A 12,183-nucleotide genomic window follows, 5' to 3' on the forward strand; every position below is an offset into this window, starting at 1 on the left:
ATTTTAAAAAATCTTTTTTAATCTTTTTTAATCTATGGAAAAAAAATAGAAGCCGAGCTTCGAGGAATTAAACCAAAAAAAGATTAAATATCATTTAGAATTAGAATTTTATCTTTTATGGTAAAAAAATGCTTAAAAAGTTCTTCATCAAAAAAAAAATAGCTATTGTTGCAAAAAAAGGAACTTTCTTTTTAGAATAAAGGATTAAAAAAAAAAACAACCAATATAAATGTATGTCAAAAATAAAATAGTAGTTTATCAAGTTTTTACCCGTTTGTTTGGAAATAAAAACACTAACAATAAACCTTGGGGAACCATTGAGGAAAATGGAGTAGGTAAGTTTAAAGATTTCACATCTAAAGCTTTAAAGGAAATCAAGGATTTAGGAGTAACTTATATTTGGTATACTGGAGTACCCCACCATGCATTGATTCGCGATTATACTTCAATTGGAATTTCCAATGACAATCCTGAGGTCGTAAAAGGACGTGCTGGTTCACCCTATGCCGTGAAAGATTATTATAATGTGAATCCAGATTTGGCAGTTAATCCAGCAAAACGATTAGAAGAATTTGAAGCATTAATTTCTCGAACCCACAATGTTGGCATGAAAGTAATAATTGATATTGTCCCTAATCATGTAGCCAGAAAATACAAGGGTATAACAAACCCAAAAGGAGTTCAAGATTTTGGTGCAGATGATGATGTTTCAGTTGAATATAACCGTGATAATAATTTTTATTACATCCCTAATTGTAGTTTTGAGTTACCAGATATCGATCTGCCACTCAATGGCGAGTTCAACCCAAATATTCATGGTAAATTTGAAGAATATCCAACAAAATGGACAGGAAATGGATCTCGAATGGCAAAACCAGATCCTAATGATTGGTATGAAACAGTGAAGGTAAATTATGGAATTCGTCCTGATGGATCAAAAGATTTTTATGAACTACCTTGGGGATACGAAAATAAATCTTTTCAAGAACATTTTGATTTTTGGCAAGATAAGAGCGTCCCAAATTCATGGGTAAAATTCATGGATATTGCTTTGTATTGGACTGCAAAAGGTGTTGATGGTTTTCGATACGATATGGCAGAATTAGTGCCTTTTGAGTTTTGGAGTTATATTAATTCAGCTATAAAAGTGGCTAATCCTGATGCTTTTTTGATGGCTGAGGTTTATAATCCTTATGAATATCGAAATTATCTTCGATTAGGTAAAATGGATTATTTGTATGACAAAGTAGGAACATATGATAAATTGAAAGACGTTATTCAAGGTCGGTCATGGCCAGATGAACTTTCTAGTATCCGTCGCGAATTAGAAGATATTGAGCATCAAATGTTGAATTTTTTGGACAACCATGATGAGCAAAGATTAACTAGCCCTGAATTTGCAGGAACACTAGAAAAAGGAAAACCTTTAATGGTAGTTTCTACAACAATCAGTACTTCACCTACGATGATTTATTTTGGTCAGGAAGTTGGTGAGTCAGCAAATGAAAATGCAGGTTTCGGAACACATTCAAGGACTTCAATTTTTGATTATGTAGGAGTACCAAGTCATCAGCGCTGGATGAATGAAGGTAAATTCGATGGAGGGCAACTCTCTGTGCATGAAAAAAGCTTGCGTGATTTTTATAAAAGGTTACTCAATTTCACGATTAATAGTTCAGCATTAATGGGAAATTTTCAAGAAATACAATCGGCTAATCGTAATATATCATCAGGTTATGACATTGCTATCTATTCTTATGTCCGATGGTCTAATGCTCAAAAATTAATCATAGTAACGAATTTTTATTGGCTAGCAACTAGTAATTTTGAATTAATAATTCCAACAGATATTATTAAAAAATGGAATTTGAATGACGGAGAATATATATTAACTGATCAATTATACAGAATAAATAAAGTATTAATGAGAGTAGAAAATGGGGAAGGAAGAGTACAAATAGTCATTGGGCCTTCAGAATCGTTTATTTATGAATTGAGTAAAATATAAATATACCTTGCAAGAGCTCTAAATTTTGATTTTTTTTTGATTGGTTGGTATTGAAGTTTTACTTCTTTATCGCCTCTTCGTAATTTTCGTTCACTTTTTTCCAGTTGATAACTTTAAAAAATGCATCTACATAAAACTTTCTTTTGTATTGGTAGTCAAGGTAATAGGAATGCTCCCATAAATCTAAAGCTAAAATTGGTTTGCCTTTTACTAAAGCATTTCTCATCAAAGGGTTATCTTGATTTTGTGTGCTTGTAATTTGAAGTTCTCCTGAATTGTCAACAATTAGCCAAATCCAGGCTGAACCAAATTGTTTTGTAGCTTCATCCTTAAATGTTGCTTTGAAGTCTTCAAAAGAACCAAACTTTTTAGTAATTGCAGTAGCTAATGTATCTTTAGGTTTCCCATCAGTTTTTGGGGATAAACATTTAAAATAAAGAGAATGATTATAATATCCCCCAGCATTGTTTTTAATTTCAGGAATACTAGTGTCTAATTTTGATAAAACTTCTTCAATGGTTAAACCTTCTAATTCGGTTTCAGCAATAGCCTTATTTAAATTATTAGTATAAGTTAAATAATGTTTTGAATAATGCATTTCTAGCGTGAGTGGAGAAATACTTGGATTTAATTCTTCATAATCATATGAAATTTTTTCCAATTGAAATGTTCCTTCTTCTGCACTTACATCATCAGGAACTCCCATTGTGATTTTTTCTTCGGCAGTGGGTAAAGGTACTTCGACAACCTCAGTTAATTTTTTTTTATTACAAGAAACTATAACTATGAGTAGTATTAAAATAGATACTAAGAATTTAATTTTTTTCATAATTTGAATTTATTTTGTGTCTAAAGAATTTATGATTTCTATATATTTTTCTTTAGCTTCTTCAATTGATAAATGACTCACTTGTATCCAAGCATTTGTTTTAAAAGCGTTTCGAAGATCATAACTTTCAGAATGATTATAGCTTAATGTGCCAAATGTGGCTTGTTTATAATAAGCATATAATCGTAATTGCATATCTTGTGGTAGTGATGCTTGAGTCATATTTGAAGCAATTTCAACTGCTTCTTGAAATTGGATTTCTATATCTTTTATGCTCATTTTTATAGAGAAGCAATAACGGTTTTTCCGCCAATCGCTTTTTGATTAAGTACTACATTAACAGGTGTTCCTAGGGGTAAAAACAAGTCGACTCTAGAACCAAATTTTATAAAGCCTGCATCTTCTCCTTGTATTACTTGCATTCCTTCTTCGGCATAATTTACAATTCTTCTCGCTAAAGCTCCAGCTATTTGTCGGTATAAGATTGCGCCAAAAGTATTGTTTTCGACAACAATAGTAGTTCTTTCATTTTCTTCACTAGCTTTTGGATGCCAAGCTACTAAAAATTTACCAGGATGATATTTACTGAATTTCACTAGTCCGCTAAGCGCATAACGGGTTACGTGAACATTTATTGGTGACATAAAAATAGAAACCTGAATTCTTTTATCTTTAAAATATTCAGCTTCATAAACTTCTTCAATAACAACTACTTTTCCATCTACTGGAGCAATTATTTGATTTTCATTGATAATTACAGTTCGCTTAGGGTTTCTAAAAAACTGTAAAATTATAATTAGAGCTATAAATGTACCAATCTCAACAGTCATTTTCAGCCAGTAAATATTGATAAATTTATCAGATAATAACAGAACAATACTAGTAAATACAATTCCTATTAAAATTGATGGAGTGCCTTCTTTATGAAACATAGTTTAGAATTTGGTAAAATAAAAATATAATTGGTGCTACAAATATAATACTATCTAGTCGATCTAGTACACCTCCGTGTCCAGGCATTATTTTGCCGCTGTCTTTTGCTTCAGCTATTCGTTTAAATTTAGATTCGATTAAGTCGCCAATAGTGCCAAAAACACCAACAATTAAAGCGGTTATAATCCAAATATAAATATTACTTTCTTTAATTTCTATATAATATTTAGAAATAAGATAACTAGTTATTACCGCAAAAAACACCCCGCCTAAGAACCCTTCGATTGTTTTTTTTGGAGAAACACTTTCAAATAGTTTTCTTTTCCCTATTGATTTTCCAACAATGAAAGCAAAAGTATCATTGGTCCATATAAGTAAAAATATACTGATAATGATTTTAGGATTATATCCACTAGAACCAAAAGGTATTTTGGTTATAAAAATAAACGGGAGGATGATATAACCAACTAAATAAATAATCTTAGATAGAAATGAAATAGTTATATTTTTTTTATTGAACAAAAAGAATATACTTTTTATTGATACTAATAAGCAGATGAATAGTAATATTAATTCAATATTTGCATTGAATTTTAATGAATAAAGTAAGGGTTCTGCATTGGTAGCACTAGTAATTTTATATGAAGTGAAATAGCTTATAAATGCAATAGCAATTGGAATAATTTTATTAATTTTAGTTAGGTTACAAAATTCATAAACCGCAATTAGTAGAAAAACTCCAAAAAGAATAAAAAAAAATTCAAGATTTTCATTTGTTGAAAACTGTATTGAAGCTAATAACAATAATACGTATATAGCACCCGATATTGCCCTCTTAAGTGTTTCATTCATGTTAAAAATCTTCTAAAAGCAATAAATATAGATTTTTAGCAGAACTTCCATAGTGGGTAAAGTTTTCTTCTACTGCTTTTTCAAAATACTTTATAGTGGTAATATTGGTAGGATAATCTTTTATATATTTCTTTTTAATGACACTTAGACCGTCACTTTTAGAATCTATAATTTGGCTTATGGCAGCAATAATTATAATATTTATTGGAAGTTCGTTAGGTTTGTTTTGTTTAATTTGGTTGGAGGAAAAAAGAATTGAACCTTCATCAGCTATTAAATTTTCACAATTAGCAAACAAAAAAGTTGGATTTTTTGGTTTGTTATAGTTAATTTTATTTTCGTCAAGTAAACTAAAAAGATCACTTTCATGGCATAGTGCTTCTTTTTCGAACCAATCATTCTCTTCTAAAATGTTTTCAAATTGTTCTTTAATTTCAGATGAATTTTCACAATATAAAAATTTTCCGCCATTTTTCTTAAAGTTATAAATAAATTTTTCGTCCAATGGAGAGTCTGAATTTGGAATAAATTGACCATATTCATTATCTTTTTCGATGTCAGATGCTGGATTATTAGCGCCAAAAATTTTTCTGAAAAGACTCATATTCTACTATTCTAGTTTAATTATTTTTTTGAAAACGTTCAAAGATAAAAAAATCTTAATTCAAAAGTCACTTTTGAATTAAGATTTTATAAATAATAATTGTTTTTTAAACTTTATGAAACCACAATTTCTTGAAGATTTGCGTCAAATTCTCTTTTGCCAAAAAGAGCTTCAAGATCATCTTTAAAAATCACCTCTTTTTCTATCAAAATTTCGGCTAATTGATTCAATTTATCTTTGTTTTTTTCTAATATTTTAATAGCTCTTTCGTATTGACTTTCAATTAGTAACGAAATTTCTTTGTCAATAATCATAGCTGTCTGTTCTGAATATGGTTTTGAAAAACTATATTCATTTTGACCAGAGGAATCATAATAGGTTACATTTCCAATTTTATCATTCAAGCCGTATATAGTTACCATTGCACGAGCTTGTTTTGTTACCTTTTCTAAATCACTTAGTGCTCCTGTTGATATTTTATTAAATGTTACTTTTTCAGCAGCTCTTCCTCCCATGGTAGCGCACATTTCATCTAACATTTGGTCGGGTCTTACAATTTGTCTTTCTTCAGGAAGATACCAAGCAGCACCTAGACTTTGTCCTCGTGGTACAATGGTTACTTTTATTAAAGGTGCAGCATGTTCTAACATCCAACTTACAGTTGCATGACCCGCTTCATGAATAGCAATTGCTTTCTTTTCTTCGGGAGTTATGATTTTATTTTTCTTTTCTAGACCGCCAACAATTCTATCTACAGCGTCCAGAAAATCTTGTTTATCAACGGCAGTTTTATTATTTCTAGCAGCAATCAAAGCTGCCTCATTACAAACATTTGCTATGTCTGCACCAGAAAAACCTGGTGTCTGTTTGGCTAAAAAGTCTGTGTCAAGACCTTCTACTTTTTTAAGAGGTGCAAGATGCACTAAGAAAATTTCAGCTCGTTCACGAATATCTGGAAGATCTACAAATATTTGTCTATCAAAACGGCCTGCACGCATCAAAGCTTTGTCTAAAACATCGGCTCTATTGGTAGCTGCTAATACGATAACATTTGAATTTGTGCCAAAACCATCCATTTCTGTAAGTAATTGGTTTAATGTGTTTTCACGTTCATCATTACCACCAGAAATATTGTTTTTTCCTCTTGCTCTTCCTACTGCGTCAATTTCGTCAATAAAAATTATTGCTGGTGATTTTTCTTTAGCCTGTTTGAATAAATCTCGCACTCGAGACGCTCCAACACCAACAAACATTTCGACAAAATCCGAACCTGATAAAGAGAAAAAAGGCACTTGTGCTTCGCCTGCAACGGCTTTGGCCAGCAATGTTTTTCCTGTTCCAGGAGGGCCTACTAAAAGAGCACCCTTAGGAATTTTCCCGCCTAGATTAGTATATTTTTCCGGATTTTTTAAGAACTCTACTATTTCCTGAATTTCTTCTTTTGCTCCTTCTAATCCAGCAACGTCTTTAAATGTAGTTTTAATATCTGTTTTTTCATCGAAAAGTTTAGCTTTCGATTTACCTATATTAAAAATTTGACCTCCTCCAGCGCCACCACCGCCAGACATTCTTCGCATAATAAATAACCAAACCCCAATAATGATAATAATTGGAAGAAGACTAATAAGGATATCACTCCAGTTATTGCTTTCTTGAAAATTATAATTTTTTAATTTCCCTTCAGTAACAGCCTTTTCTAATTTTCTTTCAAAAATTTGACCATCACCTAGATTTAAAAAATAATGAGGTCCTTTGTTAGGTTGGTCTAAAATATTTTTAGCTATTTTTTTATTGGCTGGATATTTTAATGCTGCAGCGCTTAAATATATTTCAGCATCTTTTTTATTATAAATTATCACTTTTTCAACCTGCCCTTTTTCTAAAAGAGTATTAAATTCAGGTTGTTCTAACTTGATAGGTTCAGATAAATTAGAACCTCCAGTAATGTAACTTATAAATAAGAAAATAAGCAATATAGCTGTGTAAATTAGCCATGGACTTATTTTAAATTTGTTCGAATTTGGATTGTTATTTTTAGACATTATTGGTAAATATTTTTAGTATTTATTTTTGATTGTTGTAATTTTAGCATCGCCCCAAAGGCTCTCGATGTTATAATATTCTCTAATTTGTTTTTGAAAGACATGAACAACAATATGAACATAGTCCATAAGAACCCATTCAGCATTGTCAGACCCTTCAACATGCCAAGGTTTGTCTTTTATTTCTTTAGAAACAGTTTTTTGGATAGAGTTAACAATGGCGTTAACTTGAGTATTTGAATTTCCGTTGCAGATGATAAAATAGTCACAAACGGCGGTGTCTATTTCTCTTAAATCTAGAATATCGATGTCATTTCCTTTTACTTCTTCAATACCTTTTATGATGTTTGCTAATAGCACATCATTATTTATTGTTTTTTTTGTCATGAATAATTTTTAATATAAGTTGGTAAAGTTACCATTTTTTGTGATTATTTTTGAAGCTTAACATAATATTAAATTCTGTTTCACAAATTTTTTCTCATGAAACACATCAAACTCGATGCCATAGATTCTACTAATGAATTCCTTAAAGGATTATCGAGTATTAAAGTTGTCGATAATTTTACTGTTGTAACTGCTGAAAATCAAACAAAAGGCAAGGGGCAAATGGGGTCATCTTGGACCTCTGAGCCTACTAAAAATCTAATTATGAGTGTTTTGGTTAATGATTTTCTGTTTGATAAAAACCGTATTTTTGAAATCAACATAGTAACAGCTATTACAATTATTGAAGCGTTACAGACTTTTGATATTCCTAAATTAAGCATTAAATGGCCTAACGACATATTGTCAGACAATAAAAAAATTGGAGGAGTTTTGATTGAAAATTGTTTTAAAAATGATTGTAAAATTATTTCAATAATTGGTTTAGGGCTTAATGTTAATCAAATAGATTTTGAACAGTTGCCAAAAGCTTCATCATTAGCAGTAATTTGTAATACTACTTTCGACAAAGAATCGATATTATTTAAAATTGTTGAAAAATTAAAATACAATTGCCTTATTTGGAAGGATAATAAAGAAATATTTTTGTTAAAATACAATAATTTGCTTTTTAAAAAAGGTATTCCAATGCCTTTTGTCCAACAAAGCCAACAAAAATTCATGGGAATCATTCAAGGAGTTACAACTAGTGGGAAACTCAAAATTATTTTAGAAAACGATTCGATAGTTGAATTTGAAATTAAAGAAATTCAAATGTTGTATTGATACTAAAAAAAACTATTGTAAGTTATAAATGATAATTTTAGAAAAAAATCCTCTTATAATTTAGGCGTATTTATAGCAAGAGTTTCTATAAATTTTCCAATGGGTCCTTTTATCATCATTGCCATCATAGCATTGAATTCACCCTCAAAAAGTAATTGAACGTTAGATGAATTTTCGGAAAGAGCCATAATATCAGCTTCTAAAGTAAAAGGTAATTTATCACTTGCTGCACCAAGAATAATTTTACTTGGTGAAACTTTATCTTTTATAATTAGTTTTATTTCGGGCATTCCTTTTAATCCAAAAATAAATGAATTGTCACCTATAACTTCAAATTTAGTAATGTTTTCAGGCATTAATTTTTCAAAATTTCTAACATCACTTAATAAATCAAATAATTCTTGAGCAGATTTTTCTACACTAACTCTAGGGCTCTCTAAATTCATTTTTTTGTCATTGCGAAGAAAGATTTGTCAGCCGTGACGGAAGCAATCGAATCCTCAATTAATTATTTGTTTTTATATATTTTTTATACTTGTAGGCTCCATGTTGATGGACTTAAATTCCATTCTCTTAATGTTTCTTCTTCGCCTTCAGTTATATATCTTTTGGATACAGCTAAATTTAGCAAATTTTGGTAATTGCTTAGCGTAAATAAATCAACATTAGCATTCTTAAAATTGGATTCTGCAACTTCAAATCCGTATGTAAAAACAGCTACCATTCCTTTAATATTAGCCCCTGCAGCACGAAGCGCTTCTACAGCGAGTAAACTACTATTACCGGTGCTAATTAAATCCTCGACTATAATTACATTTTGTCCTTTTTCTAAAAAGCCTTCTACTTGGTTTTGTCTTCCATGTTTTTTTGGTTCAGGACGAACATAAACAAAAGGTAATCCTAGACTTTCAGCAACCAAAATACCAATACCTATAGCGCCAGTTGCTACTCCAGCAATAACATCGGGTTTCCCAAATTGTTTTTCTATATTTTTTACAAATTCATCACGAACATAATTTCGAATCATTGGAAATGACAAAATTAAACGGTTATCACAATAAATTGGGGACTGCCATCCTGAAGCCCATGTAAAAGGATTTTTAGGATTCAATTTAATTGCATTTATTTGCAAAAGTAATTCGGCAGTTTTTTCGGCAGTATCTTTATTAAATATCATAATACAAATGTATAAAGTTTTTGTGAACGACAAACCACTTTTTTTGACAAATGAAATCTCAAAGGAGACTAATTTTCAACTATTCCTGTTAGAAAGTGTTGATATAGTGCAACTTATTGTCAAAATTTTTCAAAACAAAGTCCAAAAGGCCTATCTCTATCATCCTGATGAAAAAGAGATTCTAAAAACTTTGAAGTCCAAAATACCGTTTAATAAGGCTGGTGGAGGCTTGGTTTACAACCAAAAAGGGGAGGTTTTGTTTATTTTTAGAGGAGGAAAATGGGATTTACCAAAAGGTGGAACTGAAAAAGGAGAGGAAATAGAAGCAACTGCCATGCGTGAAGTAGAAGAAGAAACGGGAGTTGACCAATTAAAAATCACCAAAAAACTCCAAAAAACCTATCATGTATTCAAACGCAACGGGGTTTATAAACTAAAAATCACCCATTGGTTCGAAATGCAATCTGATTTTGAGGGAATTCCCATAGGTCAAATCGAAGAAGGTATCGAAAAAGTTTTGTGGGTAGCCCCAAATGAAATTCCCGAAATATTAAAAAATTCTTATGAGAATATAAAATTATTGTTTGAAGAAGAAAATAGTAGTTTGCAGTAATCAGTTTTCAGTTCAGAAAGCTATCTGAAACAGTGTTCAGATTGTAGATTGCAGATTTTATTTTCTAACTTCCAACTTCTCTAATCCAAACTCTAATCCCGAAGCTTCGGGACTGCCATCTGCCAAATTTTACCCTACATTTGCAAAATGAATAAAAAACACCATTCTAACAATATCCTCCTCAATTTAGGCATCGAAAGTCTAAATGAAATGCAGGTCGCAGCACAAGAAAACATTTTAAGCGAAAATAACGTTTTACTACTTTCACCAACTGGTTCAGGAAAAACATTGGCTTTCTTGTTGCCTATTTTCGAAATGTTAAAACCTGAAATACTGTCTGTTCAATGTTTGATTCTAGTTCCATCACGTGAATTAGGATTGCAAATTGAGCAAGTTTGGAAAAAAATGGGAACTAATTATAAGGTCAATGCCTGTTACGGCGGACATTCTATCGACACCGAAATCAAGAATTTGAGTAATCCGCCAGCTGTTTTGATAGGAACTCCAGGTCGAATCGCCGATCATATCGACAGACGAACTTTTCGTTTGGATAAAATTGAAACCTTGATTCTCGATGAATTTGATAAGTCTTTGCAGTTGGGTTTTCATGAACAAATGTCTTTTATTATTGGGAAGTTGTCCAAACTAAACAAACGCGTTTTAGTTTCGGCAACTTCTGATATTGAAATTCCAAAATATACAAGAGTTGTAAATCCGACTATTTTGGATTTTATTCCAAATCAAGAAGAAGAATCTTATCTCTCTTTAAAAATGATTATTTCGAAAGAGAAAGATAAAATAGGAAGTTTGTTTAATTTGATTTGTTCTTTAAAATCGCAATCGGCAATCGTGTTTTGTAATCATCGTGATGCAGCCGAAAGAATCAGCGAGAGACTCAACGAAAAAGGAATCTATGCTACCTATTATCATGGCGGGATGGATCAGGACGAACGAGAACGCGCTTTAATTCAGTTTAGAAACGGAAGTGTGAGTTATTTAATCACCACCGATTTGGCGGCTCGTGGACTTGATATTCCCGAAATGAAACATGTAATCCATTATCATTTGCCTTTAAAAGAAGATGAGTTCACCCATCGAAATGGAAGAACTGCTCGAATGTTAGCTTCTGGAACAGCTTATATTATTGCACACGAAAGCGAAAAAAAACTGGATTATATTGATTACGGAATGCAAGTCCTGAAAGTAGAAAACAGTTCAACTTTACCAAAACCACCCGAATTCCAAACCATATACATCAGTGGTGGAAAGAAAAACAAGTTGAATAAAATTGACATCGTGGGTTTCTTTTCTCAAAAAGGAAAATTGGAAAAAGGCGATTTGGGATTAATCGAAGTAAAGGATTTTATTTCTTTTGCTGCCGTAAAATTCAATAAAGTTAAAGATTTGCTTCACAACATCAAGGATGAAAAAATGAAAGGCAAGAAATTCAAAATTGAAGTTGCCAGAAAGGTGATTAAGAAAGAGGAGGAGTAGATTTCAGATTTCAGATTAAGATGATTAAACATCTACATTCAAAAAAACACATAAAAAAAACGAAAACGTCTTGATTTCTCAGGACGTTTTCGTTTTTTTGCTACCTGCTACCTGCTACCTGCTACCTGCTACCTGCTACCTGCTACCTGCTACCTGCTACCTGCTACCTGCTACCTGCTAACCACCACCTATATTTTCTTCACGTATTGTGTTATAATTACAATCGTTTGTCCGTCAACTCTACCTTCAATGTATTCGGCATTTTCGTGATCTAATCGAATGTTTCTAACAGAAGTTCCTTGTTTTGCTACCATGCTGGATCCTTTTACTTTCAAATCTTTTATCAAAACTACCGAATCTCCAGTGGAAAGAATTACGCCATTTACATCGCGGTGAATTACTTTGTTTTCGTCATCTTC

At 31.5% G+C, this 12,183-nt stretch carries 14 protein-coding genes; 4 read left to right on the plus strand and 10 right to left on the minus strand.

The window, feature by feature from the left end:
• Nucleotides 1–229 precede the first annotated feature (229 nt).
• Complete coding sequence (locus ACKVOD_RS12830; RefSeq protein ID WP_409209863.1) at nt 230–2,008, plus strand: alpha-amylase family protein; 1,779 nt, start codon at nt 230–232, stop codon at nt 2,006–2,008.
• Between the two features lie 58 nt (nt 2,009–2,066).
• Here the strand turns inward: ACKVOD_RS12830 and ACKVOD_RS12835 are convergent, their stop codons facing one another.
• The 7 genes from ACKVOD_RS12835 to rsfS form a co-directional block, all read right to left on the minus strand.
• A complete protein-coding gene (locus tag ACKVOD_RS12835; RefSeq protein WP_409209864.1) occupies nt 2,067–2,837 on the minus strand; it encodes a superoxide dismutase in 771 nt (256 codons plus the stop codon).
• 9 nt (nt 2,838–2,846) lie between these two features.
• Nucleotides 2,847–3,116, minus strand: a complete 270-nt coding sequence (locus tag ACKVOD_RS12840; RefSeq protein WP_409209865.1) for an acyl-CoA-binding protein — start codon at nt 3,114–3,116, stop codon at nt 2,847–2,849.
• Between the two features lie 2 nt (nt 3,117–3,118).
• Entirely contained in the window at nt 3,119–3,769 is a 651-nt protein-coding gene (locus tag ACKVOD_RS12845; protein WP_409209866.1) for a phosphatidylserine decarboxylase family protein, read from the minus strand.
• Nucleotides 3,759–4,622 carry a phosphatidate cytidylyltransferase gene (locus tag ACKVOD_RS12850; RefSeq protein ID WP_409209867.1) on the minus strand — a complete coding sequence of 288 codons (864 nt, stop codon included), beginning with the start codon at nt 4,620–4,622 and terminating at the stop codon, nt 3,759–3,761. Before ACKVOD_RS12850 ends, ACKVOD_RS12845 begins: the two co-directional genes overlap by 11 nt.
• Before the next feature lies 1 nt (nt 4,623).
• Nucleotides 4,624–5,226: a lactate utilization protein B/C gene (locus ACKVOD_RS12855; protein ID WP_409209868.1), complete on the minus strand. Its 603-nt coding sequence runs from the start codon at nt 5,224–5,226 to the stop codon at nt 4,624–4,626.
• 113 nt (nt 5,227–5,339) lie between these two features.
• On the minus strand, nt 5,340–7,268 hold the full coding sequence (gene ftsH / locus ACKVOD_RS12860) for an ATP-dependent zinc metalloprotease FtsH (RefSeq protein WP_409209869.1): 1,929 nt from the start codon (nt 7,266–7,268) through the stop codon (nt 5,340–5,342).
• Between the two features lie 15 nt (nt 7,269–7,283).
• Nucleotides 7,284–7,655, minus strand: a complete 372-nt coding sequence (gene rsfS, locus ACKVOD_RS12865) for a ribosome silencing factor (protein ID WP_409209870.1) — start codon at nt 7,653–7,655, stop codon at nt 7,284–7,286.
• 96 nt (nt 7,656–7,751) lie between these two features.
• Between rsfS and ACKVOD_RS12870 the strand changes: the two genes are divergently transcribed.
• Nucleotides 7,752–8,480, plus strand: a complete 729-nt coding sequence (locus tag ACKVOD_RS12870; protein WP_409209871.1) for a biotin--[acetyl-CoA-carboxylase] ligase — start codon at nt 7,752–7,754, stop codon at nt 8,478–8,480.
• Between the two features lie 53 nt (nt 8,481–8,533).
• Here the strand turns inward: ACKVOD_RS12870 and ACKVOD_RS12875 are convergent, their stop codons facing one another.
• Together ACKVOD_RS12875 and pyrE are read right to left on the minus strand one after the other, a co-directional pair.
• Nucleotides 8,534–8,926, minus strand: coding sequence for an SRPBCC family protein (locus ACKVOD_RS12875; protein ID WP_409209872.1), 393 nt, complete (start codon nt 8,924–8,926; stop codon nt 8,534–8,536).
• A gap of 83 nt (nt 8,927–9,009) precedes the next feature.
• The gene (gene pyrE / locus ACKVOD_RS12880) at nt 9,010–9,657 is read right to left on the minus strand and encodes an orotate phosphoribosyltransferase (protein WP_409209873.1); all 648 of its coding nucleotides are present in this window, start codon (nt 9,655–9,657) and stop codon (nt 9,010–9,012) included.
• Between the two features lie 7 nt (nt 9,658–9,664).
• On the opposite strand from pyrE, the gene ACKVOD_RS12885 reads away from it, so the two are divergent.
• Entirely contained in the window at nt 9,665–10,270 is a 606-nt protein-coding gene (locus ACKVOD_RS12885) for an NUDIX hydrolase (RefSeq protein WP_409209874.1), read from the plus strand.
• A gap of 147 nt (nt 10,271–10,417) precedes the next feature.
• Nucleotides 10,418–11,764, plus strand: coding sequence for a DEAD/DEAH box helicase (locus ACKVOD_RS12890; protein WP_409209875.1), 1,347 nt, complete (start codon nt 10,418–10,420; stop codon nt 11,762–11,764).
• A gap of 188 nt (nt 11,765–11,952) precedes the next feature.
• Here ACKVOD_RS12890 and ACKVOD_RS12895 read toward each other — a convergent pair.
• Nucleotides 11,953–12,183 (minus strand): alkylphosphonate utilization protein (locus tag ACKVOD_RS12895; protein WP_409209876.1); only part of this gene is annotated, 231 nt, incomplete at its 5' end.

Origin of the sequence: Flavobacterium sp. (genome assembly GCF_046155325.1) — a bacterium.
Classification (GTDB): domain Bacteria; phylum Bacteroidota; class Bacteroidia; order Flavobacteriales; family Flavobacteriaceae; genus Flavobacterium.